Raw genomic sequence first — 24,663 nt, forward strand, 5'->3', positions numbered from 1 at the left:
GAACATCTGATGCGTTCCGGTATTATCGCAAAGAAAGTGGGCATGACCCGCTTGTTCATGGAAGACGGCAAGCAGATCCCTGTGACCGTTCTTTCGCTCGACGGCCTGCAGGTTGTTGCTCAGCGCACCGAAGAGAAAGACGGCTACACCGCCGTTCAGCTCGGCGCTGGCACTGCAAAAGCCAAGCGTACCTCCAAAGCCATGCGTGGCCACTTCGCAGCAGCGAAAGTGGAGCCAAAGCGCAAGATGGTTGAGTTCCGCGTTCCAGCAGACGGCCTGATCGAAGTGGGCGCGGAAATCTCCGCAGAGCACTTCCTTGAAGGTCAGAAAGTGGACGTTGCGGGCACCTCCATCGGTAAAGGTTTTGCCGGTGCGATGAAGCGCCACAACTTTGGTGGTCTGCGCGCTACTCACGGTGTTTCCATCAGCCACCGTTCCCACGGTTCCACCGGTCAGTGTCAAGACCCGGGCCGCGTGTTCAAGGGCAAGAAGATGGCTGGTCACATGGGTGCGGTTCGCGTAACCACCCAAAACCTCGAAGTCGTGAAAACCGACGCCGAGCGTGGTCTGCTCTTCATCAAAGGTGCCGTTCCTGGCTCCAAAGGTGGTTGGGTTTCCGTTAAGGACGCCGTGAAGAAAAAAGCACCTGAAGGTCTGCCTTTCCCGGCAGCCGTGAAAGCAGCAGCGACCGAAGCTCCGGCTGAAGAAGCACCTGCGGAAGGCGGTGAAGCATGAAACTTGACGTGATCAAACTCGACGGCTCCAAGGCCGGTTCTGTTGAACTGTCCGAAGACCTGTTCGGTCAAGAGCCACGTGCGGACATCCTGCACCGTGTGGTTCGTTGGCAGCGCAACAACGCGCAGGCCGGCACTCACAAGGTGAAGACCCGTTCCGAGACTTCTTATTCCACTAAAAAGATCTATCGCCAAAAAGGCACCGGCGGCGCACGCCACGGTGACCGTAACGCGCCGATCTTCCGCGGTGGTGGTATCTACAAAGGTCCAGTTGTGCGTAGCCACGGCCACGACCTGCCGAAGAAGTTCCGCAAGCTCGGCCTGAAGCACGCCCTGTCCGCGAAAGCGAAAGCAGGCGAGCTGGTTGTGATCGAAGATGCAGCGTCTGAAGGCAAGACTGCCGCTCTGGCCAAGCAGGTGAAAAACCTGGGCTGGAAACGTGCTCTGGTCATCGATGGTACGTCCGTGAACGAAGGCTTCCTGAAAGCATCGCGCAACATCGAAGGTCTGGATATCCTGCCGACCATGGGCGCGAACGTTTATGACATCCTCAAGCGTGACACTCTGGTGATCACCAAAGCGGGGATCGAAGCACTGGAGGCTCGTCTGAAATGAGCGCGAAGGCAGAACACTACGATGTGATCCGCAAGCCGGTCATCACCGAGAAATCCACAATGGCGTCCGAAAACGGTGCAGTGGTTTTTGAAGTGGCGATCGACAGCAACAAACCACAGATCAAAGAAGCTGTTGAAGCTCTCTTTGGTGTGAAGGTCAAAGCGGTCAACACCACCATCACCAAGGGTAAAGTCAAACGTTTCCGCGGCCAGCTTGGCAAGCGTAAAGACGTGAAAAAGGCTTATGTGACCCTTGAAGAAGGCAACACGATCGACGTGTCCACCGGACTGTAAGATCTTGCCTAAAAAATTGGAGCTGTCCGGGAAATCGGGCAGCTCATTTTCTTTATGTATTGCGCATTTTTAAGCTCACACTAGTTTTGTGTTGGCAAAGAATTTTTAATGGCAGGGCAAGCGCGTGTATTCTCACACCATTGCGTTTCGCGACGACGAGACTCTCCGTACCGGAAAACAACGCACTCTGATGATCTACGGGGTTAACCGTGGTGGTACCACAGCTGTTGCAGGTGGTATCCGCCGTATGGGCGTCTTTCTGGGTGATGATATGGAGGGCAACCTCGAAGATAAGTGTTTTCGGTTCAAACATGGGCTCGATGCTATTCGTGGCACAGTCGCGCAGCGCAACGCGGACTATGATGTATGGGGGTGGAAGCACCCTCATCCTCATCAGTACATCGATGATATTTTGCCCGAGCTGCGCAATCCTCGTTTGATCCTCGTGACGCGTGACATGACGGCCAATACTTTAGGCGTTTCATCTTGGGATCAAGAGGCGCTTGGTAAGGGTGTGGGGCTATATATGGGGCAAACCCGCAAGAATGTAGATCTTATGTGGAATGCGAAATGTCCTGTGATGCTGGTCAGCTATGAGAAGTTGGTTCTTAAACCCGAGGCGGTCTTGAAAGAGCTTGCGCATTTTTGTGGGTTGAACCCGAAGAAGGCGCTCGTTTCGCATGCTGCTGAATTTATCAAGCCCGGAGCCTATCAGCCCGAAGAGGCGAAAGCGCTGACGTTTTCCGAGTATTGCCGTCACCGTGGTAGCCTTATCAAGCGCCGATTTTTTAAGCGCTAACTCTCTGGGAAACAAACCTTCCCGTTGGGAGGCCTCGGTTTTGAATTTCGCTTCGCTTGCAGCTGTTGTGCGATAGAGAGCGTATTCAGCGAATTGTTGCTCAATGCCTAACAAATGACATGGTTTCCGCATGGTCTGTCCACAGACCGCGGATTACATGGGGAGGCTTAGGTAAAGAATCGAGCGCAGAATGCCACCTATCAATCTGATTTTGAACGGGACTTTTGACCAAGGTTCAACGCACTGGTCTGGGTCGGATTTGGAAACCAATCACAGAGAAGGCGCATACCTCGGAAATGGATCGCGCAACCGTGTTGCTGAGATTGATGGGCGTCGTGGACAGACCACGGTTATGGAGCAAAGCTTTGTTGTGTCGCGGGGCACTTCCACGTCTCTGAATTTTGACGCGGCTTTGCGGACTGCCTCTAATGGCAATGCTGGGCGAGAAGGCTTCGATGTCGAAATTCTAGACAGCGACAACAATGTAATTGCTTTCCTTGCGGTGCGCCCGACTCAAAACGGTTTTGTCGAGTTTTCGCTCCCAGTCACGTTTCCTGAGGCGGGCACCTATAAGCTCAGAATGACAGAGCGCGGCCCGAATGACAGTCTCGGTGCCATTGTTGACAACATCGAGTTGATGGTCTGCTTTCATGGCAATACCGGGCTTAGAACAGCCACTGGGGCAAAGCCTGCTCGCGACATCCAAGTGGGTGACCTGGTGCACACAGCCAATGGATTGCGCCCTGTGCGTTGGGTAGGGCGGCGCAGGCTGCATTCTGGAGATCTCAGGGCTGACCCCAAATTGTTGCCAGTTAAGATCACTGCCGGTGCGTTAGGAGGAGGCTTGCCCCAGCGTGATCTCTGGGTTTCCCGCCAGCATAGAATGCTGGTTAACTCCCCTGTATGTGAGCGGATGTTCGGCGCATCAGAAGTGCTTGTAGCCGCAGTGCGGCTTTGCGGCTTGCCTGGCATCGAGATTGACACTTCCATGCAAGAGCTGGACTACGTCCATCTTTTGTTCGACGCTCATGAGGTTGTTTATGCAGAAGGCGCTCCAAGTGAAAGTCTGCTGTGGGGGGCGTTTACTCGCGCGGCGCTGAGTGATGCTGCCGTCGAAGAAATTTTGAAGCTCTTCTCGGAGTTACAAAGAGCAGAGAGCAGCCCGCAACCGGCTCACGTCATTCCAGACATCAAACAGCAAAAGCGTCTTGTGTGGCGGCTTGCTAAAAATGGGCGAGATGTTTTGGAGAGCTATTCACCCGTCAGTGAAACTCTACGTAAAGCAGGGTAAGCGCGTCTCCTCGAAATTCTTTTAGGTCTTTGCAGCGCGTAGGTCACATGGCATGCGGGGCAGGCGTTTGCGGGCCGCGCCGCCGGACTTGAGCCAAGAAAAACAAGCGGTCCTATAGACAGCCTTACCCAACCCTGTTACATCGCGCGGGTCGTGTGGCCTCAGATTCGTTCTGGGGCTGCTCGCCTTTTGAACCGGGGACCTTCGGGGCCCTATACATCTGGCACCTACGGGGGCCTTTAACATCGCTGGACCAAAGACAATAACCTAAGGTCTGGCTGCTATACGGAAGACAGAAAGCATGGCACTTAAGTCGTACAAGCCGACGACGCCGGGCCAGCGTGGGCTGGTGCTGATCGACCGTTCGGAACTTTGGAAAGGACGTCCCGTCAAAGCTCTCACCGAGGGTTTGACGAAATCGGGCGGCCGGAACAACACCGGACGGATCACCTCGCGTCGTCGTGGTGGTGGGGCGAAACGCCTTTACCGGATCGTTGACTTCAAACGGAACAAATTTGATGTTGCGGCAACCGTTGAGCGGATCGAATATGACCCGAACCGGACTGCATTCATCGCACTGGTCAAATATGAAGACGGTGAGCAGGCGTATATCCTCGCACCTCAGCGTCTGGCAGTTGGCGATCAGGTGATCGCGTCTGCAAAGGCCGACATCAAGCCGGGCAACGCAATGCCGTTCTCTGGCATGCCGATCGGTACCATCATTCACAACATCGAACTGAAACCAGGCAAAGGCGGCCAGATCGCCCGTGCAGCTGGTACCTATGCTCAGTTTGTTGGTCGTGACGGTGGCTACGCTCAGATCCGCCTGTCCTCTGGCGAACTGCGCCTCGTGCGTCAGGAATGCATGGCCACCGTTGGTGCCGTGTCCAACCCTGACAACTCCAACCAGAACTTCGGTAAGGCCGGCCGTATGCGCCACAAAGGCAAGCGTCCGAGCGTTCGTGGTGTGGTTATGAACCCGATCGATCACCCTCACGGTGGTGGTGAAGGTCGTACCTCCGGTGGTCGTCACCCAGTGACACCATGGGGTAAGCCGACCAAAGGTGCACGTACCCGCAACAAAAACAAAGCGTCGCAAAAGCTTATTATCCGCTCGCGTCACGCCAAGAAGAAGGGGCGTTAATAGATGTCTCGCTCTGTATGGAAAGGCCCTTTTGTGGATGCTTACGTGCTTAAAAAAGCCGAAGCAGTTCGCGAATCCGGTCGCAATGAAGTGATCAAAATCTGGTCCCGTCGTTCCACCATTCTGCCCCAGTTCGTGGGTCTGACCTTTGGTGTGTACAACGGCAAGAAACACATCCCTGTCAACGTCACTGAAGACATGATTGGTCAGAAGTTTGGTGAGTACTCCCCAACTCGGACCTACTACGGTCACGCAGCTGACAAAAAAGCGAAACGGAAGTAAGTCATGGGCAAGGTAAAGAACCCCCGCCGCGTGGCTGAAAACGAAGCAATGGCGAAAACCCGCATGCTTCGCACCAGCCCGCAGAAACTGAACCTGGTTGCTGGCATGATCCGCGGCAAGAAAGTTGAGAAGGCTCTGACCGACCTGACTTTCTCCAACAAGCGTATCGCAGCAGACGTGAAGAAATGCCTTCAGTCCGCAATTGCCAACGCCGAGAATAACCACAACCTGGACGTCGACAGCCTGATCGTTGCCGAGGCCTATGTGGGCAAGAACCTGACTATGAAGCGCGGCCGTCCGCGGGCTCGTGGTCGTTTCGGCAAGATCATCAAGCCGTTCTCTGAGCTCACCATCAAGGTGCGTCAAGTTGAGGAGCAAGCCTAATGGGTAATAAAGTCAATCCGATTGGCATGCGCCTTCAGGTGAACCGCACCTGGGACAGCCGTTGGTACGCCGACACCAAGGACTACGGTGATCTTCTGCTGGAAGACATCAAAATCCGTGAGTTCATCAAGGCAGAGTGCAAACAAGCCGGTATCGCACGTGTGATCATCGAGCGCCCTCACAAGAAGTGCCGTGTGACTGTTCACACTGCGCGTCCGGGCGTGATCATCGGCAAAAAAGGCGCGGACATCGAGACACTTCGTAAGAAGATCGCTGCGATGACCGACTCCGAGCTGCACCTCAACATCGTTGAAGTGCGCAAGCCGGAACTCGACGCTCAGCTGGTAGGCGAGTCCATCGCTCAGCAGCTGGAACGCCGTGTGTCTTTCCGTCGCGCGATGAAGCGTGCTGTTCAGAACGCAATGCGCATGGGCGCCCTGGGTATCCGGGTGAACGTCGCTGGTCGTCTGGGTGGTGCCGAAATCGCACGTACTGAATGGTATCGTGAAGGCCGTGTGCCTCTGCACACTCTGCGTGCCGACATCGATTACGCACATGTGGAAGCGACCACCGCTTACGGGATCATTGGTATCAAAACCTGGATCTTCAAAGGCGAGATCATGGAGCATGATCCACAGGCGCGTGACCGTCGTGCACAAGAAGTCCAGGATGGCCCTGCACCACGTGGTGCCGGTGGTCGTCGCTAAGGGAGACTGATCAATGCTTCAACCAAAGCGTACTAAATTCCGCAAGATGCACAAAGGCCGCATCAAGGGCGATGCGAAGGGTGGCTCCACCCTGAACTTCGGTTCTTTTGGCCTGAAGGCAACCACACCGGAACGCGTGACAGCTCGCCAGATCGAGGCAGCACGTCGTGCAATGACCCGTCACATGAAACGTCAAGGGCGTGTTTGGATCCGTATCTTCCCAGACACTCCTGTGACCTCGAAGCCTACCGAAGTCCGTATGGGTAAAGGTAAAGGTTCCGTGGACTATTGGGCGTGCAAAGTGAAGCCGGGCCGCGTGATGTTCGAAATCGATGGTGTTGACGAAGACATCGCACGTGAGGCTCTGCGCCTTGCAGCGATGAAACTTCCGGTCAAAACCCGCGTTGTCGTTCGCGAAGACTGGTAAGGATTTGGTGGGCTGAGCCCACCGTCTCCAACTAAATTTGAGCCCCCGCCTGTTTGGTGGGGGCTTTTTTGTGGTTTTGGGGGCGGGGTGTTGCGTGGGGAAATCGCATGTCGGTAACACGTCGGTATTCCCACGGTATCGCGACGGTGGAATTCCGCGCTTTTGCGGCGCAGCCCTGTGTTTATGATGTATATACGAAAGCCCCGGCGAGTGCCGAGGCTTTACGCAACGAACCTTACAGGGGCAGTTGGCTAGGCCGCATCCCAGGCGTCGTCCAGATCCGCCTCAATTTCTGACGGGTGCCCTGCCGATGCCGTGTGTTTCAGAGTGAAGCCTTCAACGGCACGTACGAGGTTTTGGGCTTCGCCGAGCAGGACCTGACCAGAGGCGGCGGTTTCTTCGAGCATGGCTGCACTCTTCTGGCTGTCGCTGTCGAGGTTTTCAACAGCGGCATTGACCTCAGACAGGCCTGCGGACTGATCCACAGCGTTTTCTGCAATCTCATTCACTTTGCCAACCACCTGTTCAACAGCCTGCATGATCTCACCTAGCGAATTGCCGGTTTCATCCATCAGGTTCACACCATTGGCCACTTCGGTTTGCGAAGAGGTGATCAGCGTGTTGATTTCATGCGCCGCCTCGGAGGAACGTTGGGCCAAAGCCCGAACTTCAGAGGCCACCACGGCAAAGCCGCGACCAGCATCACCGGCACGGGCGGCTTCCACCCCAGCGTTCAAGGCAAGTAGGTTGGTTTGGAATGCTACATCCTCGATCAGGCCTGAGATTTGGGAGATGGCGTCGGAGCTTTCCTTGATTTTTTGGATGGCGGCCACAGTTTGGTCCGCCACATCGCGGGTGGCTTCTGCTTTCTTCTGAGCGTCGTTGACGTGAGAGCGGGCTTCTTGCGCACTGTTTGCGGTATGATTGACCGTTTCGGCCACCGTCTGCAGCGATGAAGACGTTTCTTCCAAAGAAGCTGCAGAGATTTCGCCGCGCCGTGAGGCGTCTTCGACGGAAGAGGAAATTTCCTGAGAGGTGCTGTTGAGCACCTGACTGCTGGCGGAGAGCTGACGTACCATGCCATCAAGGCTACCGGTGAGATGGGTGATGGTGTCAGAGATGTCTTTGAACACACCTTTCTGACCATCTGGCATGTCGTGGGTCAAATCTCCGGTGGCAAGCACCTCCAGAGCGTCTCTCACATCACCCAGACCTTTTTCTGCCACGTCCCCAATGGTGTTGACCCCTTTGCCAAGTTCGGCAAAGGCCCCCTCAGCGCCGTTGATGTCGATCCGGCGTGAGAAGTCGCCTTCGCCGCAGGCATCAATGACTTTGGTGATTTCTTGGGTCAGATGAGATTTGGTTTCTTCTGATTTGCGGAAGAAACCGACCGCATCTGAAATTGCAGAGAGTTCCCGAATGCGTGATTTGGGCAGTTCTTTGGAGAAGTCCTCGGCCATTATGTCTTTGAGAACCTCATCAATGCGGCGGAGTGGTTTCGAAATGCCTCGCGCCAAGAGAAGGGCGAAAATGGCAAATAGACCACCGCCGATGATGGCAGCCCATCGGGCGCTGGCCTGTGCCTGTGCACTGACAGTTTCGCTTTCGGCGACGATGGCTTCTGCTGCTGCGTGAATTTCGGTCAGGATCGCCCCCATCACAGGTTCAGCAGCTGCAAAGTGAGAGGAGACATCACTGCGTGCGCCACGTTCAGTCAGGGTTTCCTGAACGAGTGAGGCGAATGAGGTTTGATAGGCGTCCATCATTGGAATGATCGCTTCGCGCTGTTCCGCGCTGTCATAGAAGAATACCGGGAAGCCTTTGAATTCTTCTATGCGTGCTTTCACCTCGTTGAGCCACTTGGAGTCCGGATCCAGCAGGAAGTCTTTTTCATGTTGGCGCATGGTGAGCACTTTGACGTGCAAAACCGGAATCGCGACGCCTTCAAGGCTGGTTTCCATGGCAGATACGGCAGCGGCCAGTTCTCCCTTCAGACCGTCTGAGGGAGAGAGACCAAGGCGCAAGTTGGCATCGCTGACATCTTTGAAGCTCGCCTCATACTGACTTGTGTGCTCTTTCAACAGGGCGAGGTCTTCGGCGGCCTGTTCCAAGCCTGACACTTGGGACAATAGTCCTTCCAGCGTACTGATATAGCCGTTCATGCGGGTCATGACTTCGGCGTGCTGAGCGATATAGTCCTTTGAGAGTCGCAGCAGAAAGTCCTTCTCGGCACGGCGGGCAGAGAGGAATTCAATCTTCAGATTTTCGACAGCGTAGTTTGCGTCGCCAATCAAAGTGACCCGATGCTGCATGTCATCGCGCATCTTGTGGGAATAAAGAGAAATGCCCGCGAGGCCCGCCATCACACCAATGGCCATGACGATGATCGAGAGGATCGCGAAATTGACTGTGATTTTGCGTTTCATGATCTGGTACCTTGGCTCCCAAGCGAGGGTTTTGTTGCAAGTGTGATCAAGAGGTTTATCAAGCAGGCGTTAAAAGAGTGTGCTAGACCTTATTTTTAAGGGCTTTCACTACAACCTCAGGTTTTTTATTGAATGATCCGAGGGGGCTATGGCACGGAATCTGTGGCCTTGGTCTCGCCAATCGTGACTGAGAAGGGTAGGAGGCCCGCATGTCTACAATCGAATCTCTCTTTGTGACGCGCCTCTATCGCGCGCGTCTTTCGGAATTTGGTCCCAGCGTGGATACCAACGAGTTGGAAGTGTCTTGTTTCTCCATCGCCGAAGATGATGAAGCTGGGCAGGAGTGGTGTGAGGAGAATGCCTATCCGGGCTATACCTCATATGCCTCTCTGACGGATTTGCCTTGGCGCTTTCCGATTTTTGCAGATGTCGTGTCGGCGTTGGATCAGCATGTTGCAGCTTTTGCCAAGGACCTTGAGTTCAACCTAGATGGGCGTGCGCTCAAGCTGGAAGACATCTGGATCAACATCTTGCCTGAAGGTGGGATGCACGCGTCGCATATCCACCCGCATTCAGTGATCAGTGGCACCACCTATGTGTCGATGCCTGAAGGTGCCAGCGCGCTTAAACTGGAAGATCCCCGCTCTGGCCGCATGATGGCATCGCCTGTGCGCCAGAAGGATGCCCGGCGGGATCTGCAGCCGTTTATCTATATGAAGCCTGATGTCGGGGATGTGCTCCTCTGGGAGAGCTGGCTGCGTCATGAGGTGCCGATGAATATGTCCGAAGATGAGCGGGTGAGCGTGAGCTTTAACTACGTCTGGGAATGACGAGTGCGGAGCCGTGCAGGGCCGTTATTTAGGGGATGCAAATCGCACGCTCCCAATGGGGACGCCTGATCTGGCTGAGACTATTCAGGATCATGACGTGCGCCCGCCCTCTTGAGGTGTCGGGCATTTTGATTTGGCGCACAGCTTTGCTTGGACGCGACAATTTCATACGGCACGGCGATTACGTCCGTTAAGAGGTCGCATTTTAGGGGTTTGGGATGTCGTATTTGACCACTGTGCCCGCTATGGCATGAAAAAAGGGAGGAGCCTATGTCAGACGATACCGATTATGAAGTCGGTCAGGACAACGTTCAGGTTATGGGATTGGACATACACAATCCGGTCTTTGCGATATCCGGAGTGACGATTGTTGCCTTTGTCTTTTTCTCGCTGGTGTTCCGCGAACAGGCGGCCGAATTCTTTGGCTGGCTGCGGCCGACGCTGACGAGCAACTTTGACTGGGTGTTTATGATCGCCTGCAACCTGTTTGTGGTGTTTTCTCTGTTCTTGGTGATTTCGCCTTACGGCAAGATCCGCCTTGGGGGCGAAGATGCAAAACCTGACTACAGCTATATGGCATGGATCGCGATGCTGTTTGCCGCGGGCATGGGCATTGGGCTTGTGTTCTGGGGCGTGGCCGAGCCGATCTCGCATTATGGCTCGTCCATGGGCGGCGTTGCGGTTGGCGAAGATGGCGTGCGCACGGACTGGGCGCCGCTGGGCGCTGCAGCCGGTGATATGGCTGCGTCACGTGATCTGGCGATGGCGGCGACGATTTTCCACTGGGGTCTGCACCCCTGGGCGATCTACGCGATTGTCGCTCTGGCGCTGGCGTTCTTCAGCTTCAACCGCGGCCTGCCGCTGACCATGCGCTCTGTGTTCTATCCCCTGCTTGGGAAGCACACATGGGGTCCATTGGGGCACATCATTGATATCCTCGCTGTGTTTGCCACGATTTTTGGTCTGGCAACCTCTCTGGGTCTGGGCGCGTCTCAGGCGCTGGCGGGTCTGAACTATCTGTTCGGCGTGCCGATCAGCGATGGTATGAGCGTTGTGCTGATCATTCTGATCACCATCTTTGCACTGGTGTCGGTTGTGGCCGGTCTGGAAAAAGGCGTGAAGCGTTTGTCTGAGGCCAATATGATCCTGGCGGCGGCGCTGTTGCTGCTGGTGCTTCTGGTGGGGCCAACAATGGCAATTCTGTCCGGCTTCTTTGGCGGCATGGCGGATTACATTGTGCAACTGCCGGCACTGTCCAACTGGGTTGGCCGTGAAGACACCAACTTCATGCAGGGCTGGACGGCCTTCTACTGGGCATGGTGGATCAGCTGGTCACCTTTCGTGGGTATGTTCATTGCGCGTATTTCGCGCGGCCGGACCATCCGCGAGTTCATCATCTGTGTTCTGATCATCCCAACCATCGTGGGGGCTCTGTGGATGAGCGTCTTTGGTGGTGCGGCTCTGGAGCAGGTCACCGGTGGTGCAGGTCAGGCGCTGTCTGATGCGGCGCTGGAGCTGAAGATGTTCAAGATGTTTGAAGCTTTCCCAATGACCGGGTTGCTGTCTTTCATCGGCATCATTCTGGTGGTGGTCTTCTTTGTAACCTCCTCTGACTCTGGCTCGCTGGTGATCGACACGATCACCGCAGGCGGCAAGACAGACGCCCCAACCGCACAGCGCGTGTTCTGGTGTGTGCTGGAAGGGGCGATTGCGATTGTGCTTCTGCTGGGTGGCGGCCTTGGTGCGCTGCAGGCGGCGTCGATTGCGACCGGCTTCCCGTTTGCCATCGTGCTGATGCTGATGTGTGTGTCGGTGATGATTGGCCTGATCCGCGAGCGCAAGCGTCTGAAGTGATGCCTGCGACATGACAAAAGAAACGCCGCTCCGAAGGGGGCGGCGTTTTGCATTTTCTGGGGCGTTTATTGGGGTGTCAGCGTTCTGCGGTGACCAGCTTGAGCGCCAGAGCGATGAAGACCACACCGGCGAGACGATTGAGCCAGATCTGCGCGGTGGGGGAGTTTTTCAGCCAATCCCCAAGCCAGCCTGCCGCGAGGGCGACACTGCCAAAGACCAGAAGCGTGGCCAGGATCATCAGAAGGCCCAGTTGGTAGAATTGCGGCACAATGGGGCCATTGGCCGGATCGACAAATTGCGGGAGGAAGGCGAGGAAGAAGATCGTCACCTTGGGATTGGCGATGTTCATGATCAGGCCGCGCGCATATTGTTTGGCACTTGTTTCGGGGGCAGGCGCGCCGCCGTCCAGATTGGATTTGGCCGCGGTGAAGGCTTTGAACGCGAGATAGGCCAGATAGACCGCGCCGATGTACTTCAGAATAGCAAAGGCGATTTGCGAGGTTTGAAAGATCACCGCCACGCCCAGTGCCACTGCGGTGGTGTGAAAGATCAAGCCACTGGCAAGACCGAGCGTGACGGTGAGGCCCGCAACGCGGCCGTGCAGGGCCGATTGAGTCAGCACAAAGATATTATCCGGCCCCGGCACCAAGGCCAGCGCGATGGCTGCGCCCATAAACAGGATCGCTACGTCGATTGGTATCATGGTCACTCCTCCCAAACTGCGCGCTTTGGCTCGCGCCGCGCATAGTGATTGCGGATGTGTAGGGGAGGGGGGCGATGTGCGCCAGAGAAATCCGGCGCACATGTCTGAGGCCTTTGGAGGCTCTAGTTCAGTTGTTTGGCAACGCCGGGTGTTGGCGCGTCATCCGGCATGACCACAAGCTGAAGCCTCAACGCGCCCTCGCGGGCGGCGAGCCAGTGCATCTCACCTGGGCGGACCATGAGGATGGAGCCTTGCGGATATACGGTTTCTGCGCCAGCGTCGATCTTGTCACCATCCCCCCAATAGAGCGTGCCATCGACCACGGTCAGCATCCGCAGCCCGGATTTGGTGGCATGTGCGGGCACCACCGCATTGGCGGGCACTTCAAGTAGGACGCTGAGCGGTTTGCCATCCTCCGTCAGGGCCAGCGGTTTGAGGGTGGCGGTGTCATGCACGGTTTTGCCGGGCAGGGCGTCGAGGTCGATTTGTTGTGTGCCTGCGTGGGCGAGCGCGGGAAGGGCGGCCAGCAGCGCGGCGGTGATCAGGTGTTTCATCCTGAAACTCCAATGATGTGGGGCTGGCGGCCAGGCTGGCATATGAATTTGGCCATATCATTTGCGTCATACAAATGTGGGGAAAGTGTAGGATGTGGGGAAGGGGGCGGCAAGCGGCACAGATGCGGCGAATTGGCTCGTCTTTTTGAGGGCGGGTGCAACGGATGTGCGGTGGCGGACATGGCCTCCGCCTTGACATGCGACTGAGCACAGGTTGAATGCGGGCCAACGGATTAAAAAGGACGATGGTGTGAGAACCTTTTTCAGAATGGCAATTGCCTGCTTTCTTGCTACAGGATCAATTGCCCATGCACAGGATCGTCCGTCTGTTGCGGTGCAGTTATTTGAGGACGTTTGTCTGCCGATAGTTTCTGGCGTTCTTCCAGCAGCAGTATCTTCGACGGATGGGCAAAAACAGTTTTCTGATGGTGACCATACGTCCACCAGATGGTACTGGCCTCATCTCCCATCAGGGTTTTCTGTCGAAGTGATCGAGTCTCTGGATGGGCGTCTGTATTGCAAGATAACAGACAGAGAGAATGAAATGCCCAAATTAGAGCGGCGGATTTTTGAAAAGAAGGTTTCCGAGTGGATGGCGCGTAAAATGCCAATGCTTGCACAGGAGTCTTCCGAGCCGCTTGAGGGCTTTGAGTATTACAATAGCTGGATGGATCCGCGTTACCCGAGGGGAGACAGTCGGCGATGGGGCGTGCTAAATTTTCGGTTGAACGCAGAGTATGATCATACGACATCGCTGATCCTGGTGTATATTGGAGAGCGACCAACCTCTTAACTCATCTTTCCCTTGCCATCCCAGCGACTCCCCCGTATAGAGCGCCATCTCATGGATTCCGTGACTGCGGGATTCGTGTGTTTGTCATATGTCCATCAGGCAAAAGGGTCACCCCGCACATACTCGGGCGCCCTCTGATGTATGAGAAAGGAAAAGGCGATGAACGCCAACGAACTGCGTGAAAAAACGCCGGATCAGCTTCGTGAAGAGCTGGCCAACCTCAAGAAAGAATCGTTCAACTTGCGTTTCCAGGCGGCCACTGGCCAGCTGGAAAACCCGGCTCAGATCCGTGCAGCGCGTCGTAACGCAGCACGTGTGAAGACGATCCTGAACGAAAAAGCCGCGTCGGCAGCTGAGTAATAGGAGCTAGATAGATGCCCAAACGTATCCTGACAGGCACCGTTACTTCGGACGCCAACGCCCAGACCGTCACTGTGTCCGTAGAGCGTCGCTTTACACACCCGGTTCTGAAGAAGACCATTCGTAAGTCCAAAAAATACCGGGCTCACGATGAGAACAACGCCTACAAAGTAGGTGACTCTGTTCGCATTATCGAATGCGCACCGCGTTCGAAAACCAAACGCTGGGAAGTTCTGGAAGCCTAAGAGTCTCACTTTGAGACTCCTGGCGACTAGACTTAACAGTTAGTCGAAACCCTGGGGGATATCAGCACGCATCGCTGCCCCATAGGTCGGGAGAAACCACATGATCCAGATGCAAACCAATCTGGATGTTGCTGACAACTCCGGCGCTCGCCGAGTTCAGTGCATCAAGGTTCTGGGTGGCTCCAAGCGTAAATACGCATCCGTAGGCGACATCATTGTTGTCTCGGTTAAGGAAGCCATTCCACGTGGTCGCGTTAAAAAAGGTGACGTCCGTAAGGCCGTTGTCGTGCGCACCGCAAAAGAAGTCCGTCGTGAAGATGGCACCGCGATCCGTTTTGATCGCAACGCAGCCGTTATTCTGAACAACAACAACGAGCCAGTGGGTACACGTATCTTTGGCCCAGTTGTTCGTGAGCTGCGCGCCAAGAACTTCATGAAGATCATCTCGCTCGCGCCGGAGGTGCTGTAAGATGGCTGCTAAGCTGAAAAAAGGCGACAAGGTCGTCGTTCTGGCCGGTAAGGACAAAGGCAAAGAGGGCACGATCTCCTCTGTTGACCCCAAAGCCGGTAAGGCCATCGTGGACGGCATCAACATTGCCATCCGCCACACCAAACAGAGCCAAACCGCACAGGGCGGCCGCATCCCTCAGGCGATGCCGATCGAACTGTCCAACCTGGCTTTCCTGGACGCAAACGGCAAACCAACCCGCGTTGGCTTCCGCATGGAAGGTGACAAGAAGGTGCGTTTTGCAAAGACTACAGGGGACGTGATTGATGCTTGATAACGCAGACTACACCCCACGTCTGAAGTCGCTCTACAAGGATTCCATCCGCGCCGCTCTGAAAGAAGAGTTCGGCTACAAGAACGACATGCAGATTCCTTCGCTGGAAAAAATCGTGCTGAACATCGGCTGTGGCCGTGCAGCCGTTAAGGACAGCAAAAAAGCCAAGTCGGCACAGGCAGACCTGACTGCAATCGCAGGCCAGAAAGCTCTGACCACCGTGGCAAAGAACTCTATCGCTGGCTTCCGTGTACGTGAAGGCATGCCGATGGGTGTCAAGGTGACCCTGCGTGGCGACCGTATGTACGAATTCCTCGATCGTCTGATCACCGTTGCGATGCCCCGCATCCGCGACTTCCGTGGTGTGAAGCCGAGCTTTGACGGCCGTGGCAACTTCGCCACCGGTCTGAAAGAGCACATCGTGTTCCCAGAAATCGACTTTGATAAAGTGGATGAGAACTGGGGCATGGATATCGTCATCGCCACCAATGCTGAAACCGACGCCGAAGCGCAGAGCCTGTTGAAGCATTTCAACATGCCCTTCATCGCGTAAGGCTGAGAGGATTACGACATGGCTAAAAAAGCAATGATCGAGCGCGAGAAGAAGCGCGAGCGTCTGGTAGCGAAATACGCTGCTAAGCGCGCCGAGCTCAAAGAGATCGCAAACGATGAGTCCAAGCCAATGGAAGAGCGTTTCAAAGCGCGTCTGAAACTGGCGAAACTGCCGCGCAACAGCTCGGCAACTCGTCTTCACAACCGTTGCCAGCTCACCGGCCGTCCACACGCTTACTACCGTAAGCTGAAGGTCAGCCGTATTGCGCTGCGCGAGCTGGGTTCTGCTGGTCAGATCCCTGGCATGGTTAAGTCCAGCTGGTAAGGAGAGAACGATATGAACGATCCTATCGGTGATATGCTGACCCGTATCCGTAACGGTCAGATGCGTGGCAAGTCCGTGGTCTCCACCCCGGCGTCCAAGCTGCGTGGCTGGGTTCTGGATGTGCTGGCCGACGAAGGCTACATCCGCGGTTACGAAGCATCTGAAGAGAACGGCCACGCGGCCTTCGAAATCAGCCTGAAGTACTACGAAGGCACTCCTGTTATTCGCGAACTGAAGCGGGTCTCCAAACCCGGTCGTCGCGTGTACATGAGCGTCAATGACATCCCAACCGTCCGTCAGGGCCTGGGTGTGTCGATTGTCTCCACCTCCAAAGGTGTGATGTCGGATGCAAGCGCACGCTCCAACAATGTTGGCGGCGAAGTGCTCTGCACTGTCTTCTAAGGAGAGCTGACAATGTCTCGTATTGGTAAAAGACCGGTCGAGCTGCCCAGCGGCGTCACTGCCTCTGTCTCCGGCCAGACCATCGAAATCAAAGGCCCGAAGGACACTCAGTCCTTCACCGCAACTGACGACGTCACTCTTGCAGTGGAAGACAACGCTGTGACCGTGACACCACGTGGCATGTCCAAGCGTGCTCGTCAGCAGTGGGGCATGTCCCGCACCGTAATCGCCAACATGGTGACCGGTGTGACCCAAGGTTTCAAAAAAGAACTCGAAATCAACGGTGTTGGTTATCGTGCGCAGATGCAGGGCACTGTCCTGAAGCTGTCGCTCGGTCTCTCTCACGAAGTGAACTTCGAAGTTCCTGCAGGCATCACTGTGACTGCGCCGAAGCCAACTCAAATCATCGTTGAAGGTACTGACAGCCAGCTGGTTGGCCAGGTTGCGGCAAACATCCGCGAATGGCGTAAACCTGAGCCTTACAAAGGCAAGGGCATCAAGTACAAAGACGAATATATCTTCCGCAAGGAAGGTAAGAAGAAGTAAGGACCAGACAGATGGCAAACAGCAAACGGGAACTGTTCCTCAAGCGCCGCCTGCGCGTCCGGAACAAACTTCGCAAGGTCAATGGCGACACCAAACTGCGCCTGTCCGTTCACCGCAGCAACAAGAACATCAGCGTTCAGCTGATCGACGACCGTGCTGGCGTGACCGTGGCATCCGCATCCACCCTGGAAAAGGATCTGGGTTTGGTCGGCAAAAACAACGTCGAAGCAGCTACCAAAGTGGGTGCTTTGATTGCCGAACGTGCGACCAAAGCAGGCGTGAGCGAAGCATATTTCGATCGCGGCGGCTTCCTCTTCCACGGCAAAGTGAAGGCTCTGGCCGACGCTGCGCGTGAAGGTGGCCTGAAAGTCTAAGACTTGTGGGGGACAGGCCAGTGGTTTGTCCCCCCGATGATCCGGGAAGTCCGGCTTTGTGTTGAGCTTCACTGGGATCGGAATTAACAGGCGCCACGCGCCAGTAGATAAAGGAATGCCAAATGGCAGAACGTGAAAACCGCCGGGGCCGCGGTCGCAACCGCGAAGAAGAAACCCCGGAATTCGCCGATCGTCTCGTTGCGATCAACCGTGTTTCCAAGACCACCAAAGGTGGTAAGAACTTTGGCTTCGCAGCTCTGGTTGTTGTTGGTGACCAAAAAGGCCGTGTAGGCTTCGGCAAAGGTAAAGCGAAAGAGGTCCCTGAGGCCATCCGCAAAGCCACCGAGCAAGCCAAGCGTCAGATGATCCGCGTGCCTCTGCGCGAAGGTCGTACCCTGCACCACGATATGGAAGGCCGTCATGGCGCCGGTAAAGTGGTTATGCGTACCGCACCTGAAGGTACTGGTATCATCGCCGGTGGTCCAATGCGTGCCGTTTTCGAAATGCTCGGCATCAAAGACGTTGTTTCGAAATCCATCGGTTCTCAGAACCCATACAACATGATCCGCGCCACCATTGACGGGCTGAAGAAAGAAGCCAGCCCACGTCAGGTTGCGGCTCGCCGTGGCAAGAAAGTTGCTGACATCCTGCGCAAGGATGAAGCACCTGCCGAAGCCGCAGAGTAAGGAGTAACGAGACATGGCAAAAACCATCGTAGTTAAGCAGGTCGGTTCGCCGATCCGTCGTCCTCAAGACCAGCGCGCCACTCTGGTGGGCCTGGGCCTGAACAAGATGAACCGCACCCGTGAGCTGGAAGACACTCCGGCGATCCGTGGGATGATCCGCAAGGTTTCCCACATGGTGGAGATCATCGAAGAGCGCGACTAAGCCTTTTTGATCTTGAAAATGAGAAACGCCCTCGGATTTTCCGGGGGCGTTTTTCGTTGGATTTTACGGGCTTTGTTCAGGATCCATTTACCCTCGCCTGAGCAGTTCTTGGCGCGTGCGTCATGTAGTGGCGGAAACGTCGATCACCGCAAAATACGCCATCGCAAAATGGAATGAGTCACATCTCCTTCAGAGATATTCCCAAAGTGCATATCCGAGATGCTGTTTTGGGTCTATCTGGCCGTAAATTTGGGCACTATGTGAACGCGCATGAACAGCAACGCGCGCTAGAGCCGAAGTGGCGCATCGGCATTTGAAGGAAATTACTCATGCAACATGCACCATCTCTGCACATCGAAGCCGTTGATTTTGTCGGCCGTATCAACCGTATGATCGAGAACTGGCGTCTGAACCAAAAGCGTCAGGCGTCTTACGCCCGCACTGTCAAAGAGCTGAACAAACTGACTGCACGCGAGTTGGCCGACATCGGCCTGAGCCGCGGCGATATTGAAGTGGTTGCCCGTCGCGGTGCCGACGCTGAGTAACATCAGCAGCTTCACTCCCCCTTTGATGATGGCCTCGGATCTTATCCGGGGCCTTTGTCTTTTCAGGAGCAGTGGATCCTAAAGGGTAAGACGTTATGCCCTAAATGCATATCCGCCAGACCGATCCAGCATTTGTTAGCGATAACGCCGCTGCCTATGTAGGGCGTGAAAGAGGAGACATCATAAACACCGCCGGAAAATACGTTTCGGCACAGACGTAAGGAGCCAGATACATGGCACATGTAACGACCAGCTATTCCAGTTCTTTCAGCCTTATGGCCCGCATTGAGGCCGCTTTTGCGCGTTTCAAAGAAGCCCGCACACTGCGCCGGAAATACAATGAAACGGTTCGGGAAATGCGACAGCTCTCCGATCGCGAGCTAAACGACATCGGCATCAGCCGCTATGATATCCATTTCATCGCACAAGAGCATGTCTACGGCTAAGACCCACGCGAACATACTTCTGTTGCCTCGTAGCGCCTCTGTAAATCGCAGGGGCGTTTTGTTTTGAGAGAGGCGGTAGTGGATGGCAGGTGCCGAAGCTATCTTCAACATTGCAAAGCGTGCAGCCAGCGTCTATACGCGCCCGGTGGCGTTCTGCGCCGCATAGAATCAAAACCAAGAAAAGCCGTGTTTGGCCCGATACGCTTCGTGGGTCAGTTCCGGCAAGGAGAAGCGATATGAAACTGAATGAACTGCGCGACAATCCTGGCGCAACTAAGAAACGCATGCGCGTTGGCCGTGGCCCCGGTTCCGGTAAAGGTAAAATGGGTGGCCGTGGTATCAAAGGTCAGAAATCCCGTTCAGGTGTGGCCATCAATGGTTACGAAGGTGGCCAAATGCCATTGTACCAGCGTCTGCCTAAGCGTGGCTTCAACAAGCCAAACCGCAAGGCATTTGCTGTTGTAAACCTGGGCCTGATCCAGAAATTCGTCGACGACAAGAAACTGGACGCAGCTGCAGCGATCACCGAAGATGCACTGATCTCTTCCGGTCTGGTACGTCGTAAACTGGACGGTATCCGCGTTCTGGCCAAGGGCGACGTGACTGCCAAGCTGACCATCGAAGTGACCGGTGCCTCCAAAGCAGCCGTTGAAGCTGTCGAAAAAGCAGGCGGCTCTCTGACGGTCAAAACCGCGCCAGCGGCTGAATAAGAGGTTGTGAGCGGGCCATTCCCCGCTTACATAATCTTCCAAGTTTTCCTAACGCCGCCAAACCGGAAAACGGTTCTGGCGGCGTTTCCAGTTTAAGAGAGAACCTACATGGTATCTGCAGCAGAGCAAATGGCGGCCAACACCAGCTGGGCCGCGCTTGGAAAAGCCACCGATCTGCGCAATCGCATCCTCTTCACCTTGGGTTTGTTGATTGTCTATCGTCTTGGCACCTGGATCCCGGTTCCCGGCATCGATGGTGTGGCGCTTCGTGAATTCATGGAAAGCGCAGGCGCAGGGATTGGCGGCATTCTGTCGATGTTCACCGGCGGCGCATTGGGCCGTATGGGGATTTTTGCTCTCGGCATCATGCCATATATCTCGGCCTCCATTATTGTTCAGCTTCTGGGCTCCATGGTGCCCGCCCTTGAACAGCTCAAGAAAGAGGGGGAACAGGGCCGGAAGAAGATGAACCAGTACACCCGCTACGGCACGGTGTTTCTCGCTACGCTGCAGGCCTATGGCCTTGCGGTGAGCCTTGAGGCTGGCGATCTGGTGACTGATCCGGGCATGTTCTTCCGCTTCAGCTGTCTGGTGACACTGGTGGGGGGCACCATGTTCCTGATGTGGCTGGGTGAGCAGATCACCGCACGCGGCATCGGCAACGGCATCTCTCTGATCATCTTTGTGGGCATCGTGGCTGAACTGCCAGCGGCGCTGGCACAGTTCTTTGTTTCTGGCCGTACCGGTGCGATCAGCGAATTTGTGATTGTGGCTGTGATTGTCATGGTGATTGCCACCATCGCCTTTGTGGTCTTCATGGAGCGGGCGCTGCGCAAGATCCACATTCAGTATCCCCGTCGTCAGGTGGGTATGAAAGTCTATGACGGCGGTTCTTCTCACCTGCCGGTGAAAGTGAACCCAGCGGGCGTGATCCCGGCGATCTTTGCAAGCTCTCTACTGCTGCTGCCAACCACAATTTCGACGTTCTCCGGCAGCCAGACTGGCCCGATCATGTCGACGCTGCTGGCGTATTTTGGCCCCGGTCAGCCTCTCTATCTGCTGTTCTTCGTGGCGATGATCGTCTTCTTTGCCTACTTCTATACGTTCAACGTGAGCTTCAAACCTGATGAAGTGGCCGACAATCTGAAAAATCAGAACGGCTTTGTGCCTGGCATCCGCCCTGGCAAGCGTACCGCTGAGTATCTTGAATATGTGGTGAACCGCATTCTGGTGCTGGGCTCCATGTACCTTGCGGCAGTTTGTCTCCTTCCGGAAGTTCTGCGTGGTCAGTTTGCGATCCCCTTCTATTTTGGCGGCACCTCGGTTCTGATTGTGGTTTCCGTGACCATGGACACCATTCAACAGGTGCAGAACCATCTGCTGGCCCATCAGTATGAGGGGCTGATCGAAAAATCGCAGCTGCGCGGCAAAGGTAAAAAGCGCGGCGCACGTAAGGGAGCTTCTCGTCGATGAACATTATTCTGCTTGGCCCACCCGGCGCCGGTAAAGGAACTCAGGCTGGCCGTCTCGTTGAGAAGCGTGACATGATCCAACTGTCCACCGGAGACATGCTGCGCGCGGCAAAGACTTCGGGCACGGAAATGGGCAAAAAGGTCGCTGAGGTCATGGACCGTGGCGAGCTTGTCACCGACGAGATCGTGATTGGCCTGATCCGTGAGCAGCTTGAAGGCGACAAAAAGGGAGGCTTCATTTTTGATGGTTTCCCCCGGACGTTGGCTCAGGCAGATGCGCTGGCAGCGTTGCTGGAAGACTGTGGCGAAACACTGGATGCGGTGATCGAAATGCAGGTGAACGATGAGGTTCTCGTGGACCGCATCGTCAACCGCGCCAAAGAGGCGGTTGCAGCAGGTGGCACCGCGCGGGCAGATGACAATGAAGAGAGCCTGAAAGTGCGCCTGATGGCGTATTATAAGCAGACCTCTCCGCTGATTGGCTATTACCATGCCAAAGGCAATCTGACCGCGATTGACGGGCTGGCTTCAATGGAAGAGGTGGAAGCCTCGATCTCTGCCATTCTCGGATAAGACCGGCAGTTCTGAATTTTAAAAGCCCTCGGTCATGCCGGGGGCTTTTCGCTTTTGGCGGGACAACGGCAGTAAGATGGCGGCGGTTTCGTTGCACGGAAAAAAGTTGAAAAACTTTTGAATAGTTTTCGGCGGGGGCGCGTTACCCTCTTGAATAGGCAATTTCGCCTAGAACAGGAGGACGAAATGAAGACCCTAGTGAAAACAGTTGCAGCGATGATGATGTTGGCCAGCCCGGTATTGGCTGGTGGTCACGAAAAATGGTCGGCTGTGGAAGCGGAAAGCGTGATCGCTTTTGGCTCGATCAAAGGCAATGAATTTGGCGAAGTGCACACTTTTGACGGGGTGACCGGCAAGGTGAATGAGAAGGGTGAAGTGGCTGTGTCCATTGCGCTGTCTTCCATTGAAACCAACATTGATATCCGCAACGAGCGCATGATTGAGCATGTGTTCAAGGCGGCGGATGCTAAGGCGCAGCTTAATGGTGAAATCGACTTTGATGAGGTGCATGACCTGAAGGTTGGCGACACCACTGTTGTGGATTTTGAAGGGGTGCTGAGCCTTGTTGGCGTAGAAGCCGATGTGGAGGCGGAGCTGTTTGTGGCGCGCATTGCTGAAGATCGCGTGCTGGTGACCACCGCAAACATGATCATGCTCTCCACCGAAGATTTGGGCATCACGGCCGGTGTCGACAAGCTTAAGGAGCTGGCAAGCCTGGACAGCATCACGCGGGTGACACCGGTGACCGTTCGCATGGTTTTTGCGAAATAAGCCGCTGAGCTACTGAGCCACGGGCGCGGGGCATTTGCCGCGCGCCTTTCGCAAGGAGAATTTGGAAATGCACAAGACGGCCATGGTGGCTTTGGTTCTGACTCTGGGCGGGGGCATGGCCTTCGCGGAGGGGGATGCCAAGGCAGGAAAAAAGGTTTTCAAAAAATGCAAAGCCTGTCACAGCCTTAAAGAAGGGCAGAACAAAGTGGGTCCGACATTGTATGGTGTTTTGGGGGCTGAGGCAGGCGCAGTAGAAGGCTTTCGCTACTCTAGTGCGCTTCAGGAGGCAGGCATTGTCTGGGACGATGAGGCACTTTCCGCCTTTCTGAGTAAGCCCAAGGCATTTGTGCCGGGCACGTCGATGGCGTTTCCTGGATTGAAAAAGCAAGATCAGATTGACGATCTCCTGGCCTATTTGCAGAGTGAGCAGAGCGAACAGTAAAGCAAACAGTCAGGTGACACTCTAGATGTTGACCCCATGGAAGCGGCGCTCAGCTCAAGGTGAGGTTGAGGCGGGCTTGCCCCAGATTTTTCCGCGCGTGTGGCGCTATGCCTATTCCCTGTCAGGGACGCGGGATGGCGCAGATGATCTGGCGCAGGCGGCCTGCCTGCGTGCGATGGAGCGAGCGCGTCAGTTTCAATCGGGCACACATTTGGACCGATGGGTTTTTCGGATCACGCGGAACCTCTGGGTGAGTGAACTGCGCAAGGCGCAGGTGCGTAAGCAGGGTGGTCTGTCGGTGGTTGATGCCGAAGAGATCGCAGATCCTGGGCAAAATCCGGAGCGTGATTATGACCGGCGGGAAGTGCTCCAAGCGGTGCTTGACCTGCCGGAAGCCCAACGAGAGACCGTGTTTTTGGTCTATATCGAGGGCTATTCCTATAAGGAGGCAGCGGAGCTTCTGGAGATTCCGCTGGCCACCGTTATGAGCCGCCTTGCCACCGCGCGAGGGCGTTTGAGCCAAAAGTTTCGCGACCAAGAAGGTGTGAGCGATGCAAAATGAAATGATCTCTGATGAAGATCTGGTTGCCTATCTGGATGGGGAGGCGGATCCGGCAACCATTGGCCGTATTGAGGCGGGCTTGCGTCGGGAGGCAGATGTGCGGCGGCGGCTTGATCATCTGCGGTTGGATGTAGAGGCCCTGAAGGACAGCTTCGCGCTGCTGGAACCGCCCGTTTTTACCATGCCTGAAGCAGCCCCTGCGCGCGGGCGCGCGGCCGCGGCGGCTGTGCCTGTGTGGGGAACGGTGGCGGCGGCCTGTGTGGCGCTGGTGGTTGGTTTCGGTGCGGGGCACTGGCAGCAGGAGGTGGAAGCGCCCAAAGGCTGGATGGCCTATGTGGCGGCCTATCAGGCGCTCTATAGCCCAGCGACGCTTGCGGCCATTGATCAGCCGCAGGAGGCCCTGCGCAGCGAGTTGGCGCGTGTGTCTGATGCGGTGGGCAAAGACATTGATCTGGCGCAGTTGGAGGGATTGGCAGATGTCACCTACAAACGTGGACAGGTGCTGAGCTTCAAGGGGCGGCCCTTGGTGCAGCTGGCCTTTGCCACGCCAACCGGGGTGCCGATCGCCTTCTGCATCATCGAAAAGAAAGAGGCCACAGCCCCGTCAGATCAGATCGCGACCCTGGAACTTGAAGGTCTGAGCGCAGCGCAGTGGACGGATGGCGTGCATGATTATGTGATCATAGGTGGACAGGACACGGCTTTGATCGAGCGGCTGGGCGGGCAGTTGCAGGCGATGCAGATTTAAACGCGTCGCCGATAGGGGGGGGAGGCGAGTCGTCCCCACAAGTGTAGGGTGTCGCCCTCAGAGGCTGCAATGTTCGTTGATCGC

General features: G+C 55.6%; 36 protein-coding genes. 33 read left to right on the forward strand and 3 right to left on the reverse strand.

All coding sequences use genetic code 11. The annotated features are described in order from the left end of the window. Nucleotides 1–9: 9 nt before the first annotated feature. From rplC to rplP, 10 genes are all read left to right on the forward strand, one after another. Nucleotides 10–735 carry a 50S ribosomal protein L3 gene (gene rplC / locus SHM7688_RS01560; RefSeq protein ID WP_058238269.1) on the forward strand — a complete coding sequence of 242 codons (726 nt, stop codon included), beginning with the start codon at nucleotides 10–12 and terminating at the stop codon, nucleotides 733–735. Next, nucleotides 732–1,349, forward strand: coding sequence for a 50S ribosomal protein L4 (rplD, locus tag SHM7688_RS01565; protein WP_058238270.1), 618 nt, complete (start codon nucleotides 732–734; stop codon nucleotides 1,347–1,349). The genes rplC and rplD overlap by 4 nt, the downstream gene beginning before the upstream one ends. After that, a complete protein-coding gene (locus tag SHM7688_RS01570; protein WP_058238271.1) occupies nucleotides 1,346–1,642 on the forward strand; it encodes a 50S ribosomal protein L23 in 297 nt (98 codons plus the stop codon). Before rplD ends, SHM7688_RS01570 begins: the two co-directional genes overlap by 4 nt. Before the next feature lie 124 nt (nucleotides 1,643–1,766). Further along, nucleotides 1,767–2,441 carry a sulfotransferase gene (locus SHM7688_RS01575; protein WP_144432458.1) on the forward strand — a complete coding sequence of 225 codons (675 nt, stop codon included), beginning with the start codon at nucleotides 1,767–1,769 and terminating at the stop codon, nucleotides 2,439–2,441. Nucleotides 2,442–2,631: 190 nt separating this feature from the next. Next, complete coding sequence (locus tag SHM7688_RS01580) at nucleotides 2,632–3,732, forward strand: Hint domain-containing protein (RefSeq protein ID WP_058238273.1); 1,101 nt, start codon at nucleotides 2,632–2,634, stop codon at nucleotides 3,730–3,732. A gap of 301 nt (nucleotides 3,733–4,033) precedes the next feature. Continuing rightward, on the forward strand, nucleotides 4,034–4,876 hold the full coding sequence (gene rplB / locus SHM7688_RS01585) for a 50S ribosomal protein L2 (protein ID WP_058238274.1): 843 nt from the start codon (nucleotides 4,034–4,036) through the stop codon (nucleotides 4,874–4,876). 3 nt (nucleotides 4,877–4,879) lie between these two features. After that, nucleotides 4,880–5,158: a 30S ribosomal protein S19 gene (gene rpsS / locus SHM7688_RS01590; RefSeq protein ID WP_058238275.1), complete on the forward strand. Its 279-nt coding sequence runs from the start codon at nucleotides 4,880–4,882 to the stop codon at nucleotides 5,156–5,158. A gap of 3 nt (nucleotides 5,159–5,161) precedes the next feature. After that, on the forward strand, nucleotides 5,162–5,542 hold the full coding sequence (gene rplV, locus SHM7688_RS01595) for a 50S ribosomal protein L22 (RefSeq protein ID WP_058238276.1): 381 nt from the start codon (nucleotides 5,162–5,164) through the stop codon (nucleotides 5,540–5,542). Beyond that, entirely contained in the window at nucleotides 5,542–6,249 is a 708-nt protein-coding gene (gene rpsC / locus SHM7688_RS01600) for a 30S ribosomal protein S3 (protein WP_058238277.1), read from the forward strand. The genes rplV and rpsC overlap by 1 nt, the downstream gene beginning before the upstream one ends. 13 nt (nucleotides 6,250–6,262) lie before the next feature. Next, nucleotides 6,263–6,676: a 50S ribosomal protein L16 gene (gene rplP / locus SHM7688_RS01605; protein ID WP_058238278.1), complete on the forward strand. Its 414-nt coding sequence runs from the start codon at nucleotides 6,263–6,265 to the stop codon at nucleotides 6,674–6,676. A gap of 251 nt (nucleotides 6,677–6,927) precedes the next feature. Here the strand turns inward: rplP and SHM7688_RS01610 are convergent, their stop codons facing one another. Next, on the reverse strand, nucleotides 6,928–9,102 hold the full coding sequence (locus tag SHM7688_RS01610; RefSeq protein WP_058238279.1) for a methyl-accepting chemotaxis protein: 2,175 nt from the start codon (nucleotides 9,100–9,102) through the stop codon (nucleotides 6,928–6,930). Nucleotides 9,103–9,311: 209 nt separating this feature from the next. Here SHM7688_RS01610 and SHM7688_RS01615 point away from each other — a divergent pair, with 209 nt between their 5' ends. Further along, nucleotides 9,312–9,932: a 2OG-Fe(II) oxygenase family protein gene (locus SHM7688_RS01615; protein ID WP_058238280.1), complete on the forward strand. Its 621-nt coding sequence runs from the start codon at nucleotides 9,312–9,314 to the stop codon at nucleotides 9,930–9,932. A gap of 270 nt (nucleotides 9,933–10,202) precedes the next feature. Next, on the forward strand, nucleotides 10,203–11,786 hold the full coding sequence (locus tag SHM7688_RS01620) for a BCCT family transporter (protein ID WP_058238281.1): 1,584 nt from the start codon (nucleotides 10,203–10,205) through the stop codon (nucleotides 11,784–11,786). A gap of 76 nt (nucleotides 11,787–11,862) precedes the next feature. Here SHM7688_RS01620 and SHM7688_RS01625 read toward each other — a convergent pair whose 3' ends face one another. Both SHM7688_RS01625 and SHM7688_RS01630 read right to left on the reverse strand, forming a co-directional pair. Beyond that, nucleotides 11,863–12,489, reverse strand: a complete 627-nt coding sequence (locus SHM7688_RS01625) for a LysE family translocator (protein WP_058238282.1) — start codon at nucleotides 12,487–12,489, stop codon at nucleotides 11,863–11,865. A gap of 122 nt (nucleotides 12,490–12,611) precedes the next feature. Then, a complete protein-coding gene (locus SHM7688_RS01630; RefSeq protein WP_058238283.1) occupies nucleotides 12,612–13,043 on the reverse strand; it encodes a cupin domain-containing protein in 432 nt (143 codons plus the stop codon). A gap of 250 nt (nucleotides 13,044–13,293) precedes the next feature. Between SHM7688_RS01630 and SHM7688_RS19540 the strand changes: the two genes are divergently transcribed. The 21 genes from SHM7688_RS19540 to SHM7688_RS01740 all read left to right on the forward strand — a co-directional run bounded on the left by SHM7688_RS19540 (nucleotide 13,294) and on the right by SHM7688_RS01740 (nucleotide 24,579). Further along, nucleotides 13,294–13,836, forward strand: a complete 543-nt coding sequence (locus SHM7688_RS19540) for a hypothetical protein (protein ID WP_144432459.1) — start codon at nucleotides 13,294–13,296, stop codon at nucleotides 13,834–13,836. A 159-nt stretch (nucleotides 13,837–13,995) separates the two neighbouring features. Next, nucleotides 13,996–14,196, forward strand: coding sequence for a 50S ribosomal protein L29 (gene rpmC / locus SHM7688_RS01645; RefSeq protein ID WP_058238286.1), 201 nt, complete (start codon nucleotides 13,996–13,998; stop codon nucleotides 14,194–14,196). 14 nt (nucleotides 14,197–14,210) lie between these two features. Next, nucleotides 14,211–14,441, forward strand: a complete 231-nt coding sequence (gene rpsQ, locus SHM7688_RS01650; protein ID WP_058238287.1) for a 30S ribosomal protein S17 — start codon at nucleotides 14,211–14,213, stop codon at nucleotides 14,439–14,441. A gap of 100 nt (nucleotides 14,442–14,541) precedes the next feature. Then, nucleotides 14,542–14,910 carry a 50S ribosomal protein L14 gene (gene rplN, locus SHM7688_RS01655; protein WP_005621870.1) on the forward strand — a complete coding sequence of 123 codons (369 nt, stop codon included), beginning with the start codon at nucleotides 14,542–14,544 and terminating at the stop codon, nucleotides 14,908–14,910. A 1-nt stretch (nucleotide 14,911) separates the two neighbouring features. Next, nucleotides 14,912–15,223, forward strand: a complete 312-nt coding sequence (rplX, locus tag SHM7688_RS01660; protein ID WP_058238288.1) for a 50S ribosomal protein L24 — start codon at nucleotides 14,912–14,914, stop codon at nucleotides 15,221–15,223. Beyond that, a complete protein-coding gene (rplE, locus tag SHM7688_RS01665) occupies nucleotides 15,216–15,776 on the forward strand; it encodes a 50S ribosomal protein L5 (RefSeq protein WP_058238289.1) in 561 nt (186 codons plus the stop codon). Before rplX ends, rplE begins: the two co-directional genes overlap by 8 nt. Nucleotides 15,777–15,794: 18 nt before the next feature. Next, nucleotides 15,795–16,100 carry a 30S ribosomal protein S14 gene (gene rpsN, locus SHM7688_RS01670; protein WP_010437098.1) on the forward strand — a complete coding sequence of 102 codons (306 nt, stop codon included), beginning with the start codon at nucleotides 15,795–15,797 and terminating at the stop codon, nucleotides 16,098–16,100. Between the two features lie 12 nt (nucleotides 16,101–16,112). Further along, entirely contained in the window at nucleotides 16,113–16,502 is a 390-nt protein-coding gene (gene rpsH / locus SHM7688_RS01675) for a 30S ribosomal protein S8 (protein ID WP_058238290.1), read from the forward strand. A 12-nt stretch (nucleotides 16,503–16,514) separates the two neighbouring features. Continuing rightward, nucleotides 16,515–17,048 (forward strand): 50S ribosomal protein L6, encoded by a 534-nt coding sequence (gene rplF, locus SHM7688_RS01680; protein ID WP_058238291.1) that lies wholly within the window; start codon nucleotides 16,515–16,517, stop codon nucleotides 17,046–17,048. Nucleotides 17,049–17,059: 11 nt separating this feature from the next. After that, a complete protein-coding gene (rplR, locus tag SHM7688_RS01685; protein WP_058238292.1) occupies nucleotides 17,060–17,422 on the forward strand; it encodes a 50S ribosomal protein L18 in 363 nt (120 codons plus the stop codon). Nucleotides 17,423–17,544: 122 nt separating this feature from the next. Then, entirely contained in the window at nucleotides 17,545–18,108 is a 564-nt protein-coding gene (gene rpsE, locus SHM7688_RS01690; RefSeq protein ID WP_058238293.1) for a 30S ribosomal protein S5, read from the forward strand. A 13-nt stretch (nucleotides 18,109–18,121) separates the two neighbouring features. Next, nucleotides 18,122–18,310, forward strand: coding sequence for a 50S ribosomal protein L30 (rpmD, locus tag SHM7688_RS01695; RefSeq protein ID WP_058238294.1), 189 nt, complete (start codon nucleotides 18,122–18,124; stop codon nucleotides 18,308–18,310). A 329-nt stretch (nucleotides 18,311–18,639) separates the two neighbouring features. Further along, nucleotides 18,640–18,855 (forward strand): DUF1127 domain-containing protein, encoded by a 216-nt coding sequence (locus SHM7688_RS01700; RefSeq protein ID WP_058238295.1) that lies wholly within the window; start codon nucleotides 18,640–18,642, stop codon nucleotides 18,853–18,855. 233 nt (nucleotides 18,856–19,088) lie between these two features. Then, nucleotides 19,089–19,301, forward strand: a complete 213-nt coding sequence (locus SHM7688_RS01705) for a DUF1127 domain-containing protein (RefSeq protein ID WP_058238296.1) — start codon at nucleotides 19,089–19,091, stop codon at nucleotides 19,299–19,301. Nucleotides 19,302–19,537: 236 nt separating this feature from the next. Further along, the gene (gene rplO, locus SHM7688_RS01710; protein WP_058238297.1) at nucleotides 19,538–20,011 is read left to right on the forward strand and encodes a 50S ribosomal protein L15; all 474 of its coding nucleotides are present in this window, start codon (nucleotides 19,538–19,540) and stop codon (nucleotides 20,009–20,011) included. Between the two features lie 108 nt (nucleotides 20,012–20,119). Next, on the forward strand, nucleotides 20,120–21,484 hold the full coding sequence (secY, locus tag SHM7688_RS01715) for a preprotein translocase subunit SecY (protein WP_058238298.1): 1,365 nt from the start codon (nucleotides 20,120–20,122) through the stop codon (nucleotides 21,482–21,484). Continuing rightward, nucleotides 21,481–22,056 carry an adenylate kinase gene (locus SHM7688_RS01720; RefSeq protein WP_058238299.1) on the forward strand — a complete coding sequence of 192 codons (576 nt, stop codon included), beginning with the start codon at nucleotides 21,481–21,483 and terminating at the stop codon, nucleotides 22,054–22,056. Before secY ends, SHM7688_RS01720 begins: the two co-directional genes overlap by 4 nt. Nucleotides 22,057–22,242: 186 nt before the next feature. Further along, nucleotides 22,243–22,827, forward strand: coding sequence for a YceI family protein (locus tag SHM7688_RS01725; RefSeq protein ID WP_058238300.1), 585 nt, complete (start codon nucleotides 22,243–22,245; stop codon nucleotides 22,825–22,827). Between the two features lie 67 nt (nucleotides 22,828–22,894). Next, nucleotides 22,895–23,269 carry a c-type cytochrome gene (locus tag SHM7688_RS01730; protein ID WP_058238301.1) on the forward strand — a complete coding sequence of 125 codons (375 nt, stop codon included), beginning with the start codon at nucleotides 22,895–22,897 and terminating at the stop codon, nucleotides 23,267–23,269. A 76-nt stretch (nucleotides 23,270–23,345) separates the two neighbouring features. Continuing rightward, entirely contained in the window at nucleotides 23,346–23,831 is a 486-nt protein-coding gene (locus SHM7688_RS01735) for an RNA polymerase sigma factor (RefSeq protein WP_223229276.1), read from the forward strand. Further along, nucleotides 23,821–24,579 (forward strand): anti-sigma factor family protein, encoded by a 759-nt coding sequence (locus SHM7688_RS01740; RefSeq protein ID WP_144432460.1) that lies wholly within the window; start codon nucleotides 23,821–23,823, stop codon nucleotides 24,577–24,579. The genes SHM7688_RS01735 and SHM7688_RS01740 overlap by 11 nt, the downstream gene beginning before the upstream one ends. The last annotated feature ends 84 nt before the right edge of the window (nucleotides 24,580–24,663 follow it).

Origin of the sequence: Shimia marina (genome assembly GCF_001458175.1) — a bacterium.
Classification (GTDB): Bacteria; Pseudomonadota; Alphaproteobacteria; order Rhodobacterales; family Rhodobacteraceae; genus Shimia; species Shimia marina.

Excerpts from the sequence above, each read along its gene's own strand:
- rplC (WP_058238269.1), top strand. The coding sequence starts at position 10 with ATGCGTTCCGGTATTATCGCAAAGAAAGTGGGCATGACCCGCTTGTTC.
- rplD (WP_058238270.1), top strand. The coding sequence starts at position 732 with ATGAAACTTGACGTGATCAAACTCGACGGCTCCAAGGCCGGTTCTGTT.
- SHM7688_RS01570 (WP_058238271.1), top strand. The coding sequence starts at position 1,346 with ATGAGCGCGAAGGCAGAACACTACGATGTGATCCGCAAGCCGGTCATC.
- SHM7688_RS01580 (WP_058238273.1), top strand. The coding sequence starts at position 2,632 with ATGCCACCTATCAATCTGATTTTGAACGGGACTTTTGACCAAGGTTCA.
- rplB (WP_058238274.1), top strand. The coding sequence starts at position 4,034 with ATGGCACTTAAGTCGTACAAGCCGACGACGCCGGGCCAGCGTGGGCTG.
- rpsS (WP_058238275.1), top strand. The coding sequence starts at position 4,880 with ATGTCTCGCTCTGTATGGAAAGGCCCTTTTGTGGATGCTTACGTGCTT.
- rplV (WP_058238276.1), top strand. The coding sequence starts at position 5,162 with ATGGGCAAGGTAAAGAACCCCCGCCGCGTGGCTGAAAACGAAGCAATG.
- rpsC (WP_058238277.1), top strand. The coding sequence starts at position 5,542 with ATGGGTAATAAAGTCAATCCGATTGGCATGCGCCTTCAGGTGAACCGC.
- rplP (WP_058238278.1), top strand. The coding sequence starts at position 6,263 with ATGCTTCAACCAAAGCGTACTAAATTCCGCAAGATGCACAAAGGCCGC.
- SHM7688_RS01610 (WP_058238279.1), bottom strand. The coding sequence starts at position 9,102 with ATGAAACGCAAAATCACAGTCAATTTCGCGATCCTCTCGATCATCGTC.
- SHM7688_RS01615 (WP_058238280.1), top strand. The coding sequence starts at position 9,312 with ATGTCTACAATCGAATCTCTCTTTGTGACGCGCCTCTATCGCGCGCGT.
- SHM7688_RS01620 (WP_058238281.1), top strand. The coding sequence starts at position 10,203 with ATGTCAGACGATACCGATTATGAAGTCGGTCAGGACAACGTTCAGGTT.
- SHM7688_RS01625 (WP_058238282.1), bottom strand. The coding sequence starts at position 12,489 with ATGATACCAATCGACGTAGCGATCCTGTTTATGGGCGCAGCCATCGCG.
- SHM7688_RS01630 (WP_058238283.1), bottom strand. The coding sequence starts at position 13,043 with ATGAAACACCTGATCACCGCCGCGCTGCTGGCCGCCCTTCCCGCGCTC.
- rpmC (WP_058238286.1), top strand. The coding sequence starts at position 13,996 with ATGAACGCCAACGAACTGCGTGAAAAAACGCCGGATCAGCTTCGTGAA.
- rpsQ (WP_058238287.1), top strand. The coding sequence starts at position 14,211 with ATGCCCAAACGTATCCTGACAGGCACCGTTACTTCGGACGCCAACGCC.
- rplN (WP_005621870.1), top strand. The coding sequence starts at position 14,542 with ATGATCCAGATGCAAACCAATCTGGATGTTGCTGACAACTCCGGCGCT.
- rplX (WP_058238288.1), top strand. The coding sequence starts at position 14,912 with ATGGCTGCTAAGCTGAAAAAAGGCGACAAGGTCGTCGTTCTGGCCGGT.
- rplE (WP_058238289.1), top strand. The coding sequence starts at position 15,216 with ATGCTTGATAACGCAGACTACACCCCACGTCTGAAGTCGCTCTACAAG.
- rpsN (WP_010437098.1), top strand. The coding sequence starts at position 15,795 with ATGGCTAAAAAAGCAATGATCGAGCGCGAGAAGAAGCGCGAGCGTCTG.
- rpsH (WP_058238290.1), top strand. The coding sequence starts at position 16,113 with ATGAACGATCCTATCGGTGATATGCTGACCCGTATCCGTAACGGTCAG.
- rplF (WP_058238291.1), top strand. The coding sequence starts at position 16,515 with ATGTCTCGTATTGGTAAAAGACCGGTCGAGCTGCCCAGCGGCGTCACT.
- rplR (WP_058238292.1), top strand. The coding sequence starts at position 17,060 with ATGGCAAACAGCAAACGGGAACTGTTCCTCAAGCGCCGCCTGCGCGTC.
- rpsE (WP_058238293.1), top strand. The coding sequence starts at position 17,545 with ATGGCAGAACGTGAAAACCGCCGGGGCCGCGGTCGCAACCGCGAAGAA.
- rpmD (WP_058238294.1), top strand. The coding sequence starts at position 18,122 with ATGGCAAAAACCATCGTAGTTAAGCAGGTCGGTTCGCCGATCCGTCGT.
- SHM7688_RS01700 (WP_058238295.1), top strand. The coding sequence starts at position 18,640 with ATGCAACATGCACCATCTCTGCACATCGAAGCCGTTGATTTTGTCGGC.
- SHM7688_RS01705 (WP_058238296.1), top strand. The coding sequence starts at position 19,089 with ATGGCACATGTAACGACCAGCTATTCCAGTTCTTTCAGCCTTATGGCC.
- rplO (WP_058238297.1), top strand. The coding sequence starts at position 19,538 with ATGAAACTGAATGAACTGCGCGACAATCCTGGCGCAACTAAGAAACGC.
- secY (WP_058238298.1), top strand. The coding sequence starts at position 20,120 with ATGGTATCTGCAGCAGAGCAAATGGCGGCCAACACCAGCTGGGCCGCG.
- SHM7688_RS01720 (WP_058238299.1), top strand. The coding sequence starts at position 21,481 with ATGAACATTATTCTGCTTGGCCCACCCGGCGCCGGTAAAGGAACTCAG.
- SHM7688_RS01725 (WP_058238300.1), top strand. The coding sequence starts at position 22,243 with ATGAAGACCCTAGTGAAAACAGTTGCAGCGATGATGATGTTGGCCAGC.
- SHM7688_RS01730 (WP_058238301.1), top strand. The coding sequence starts at position 22,895 with ATGCACAAGACGGCCATGGTGGCTTTGGTTCTGACTCTGGGCGGGGGC.
- SHM7688_RS01740 (WP_144432460.1), top strand. The coding sequence starts at position 23,821 with ATGCAAAATGAAATGATCTCTGATGAAGATCTGGTTGCCTATCTGGAT.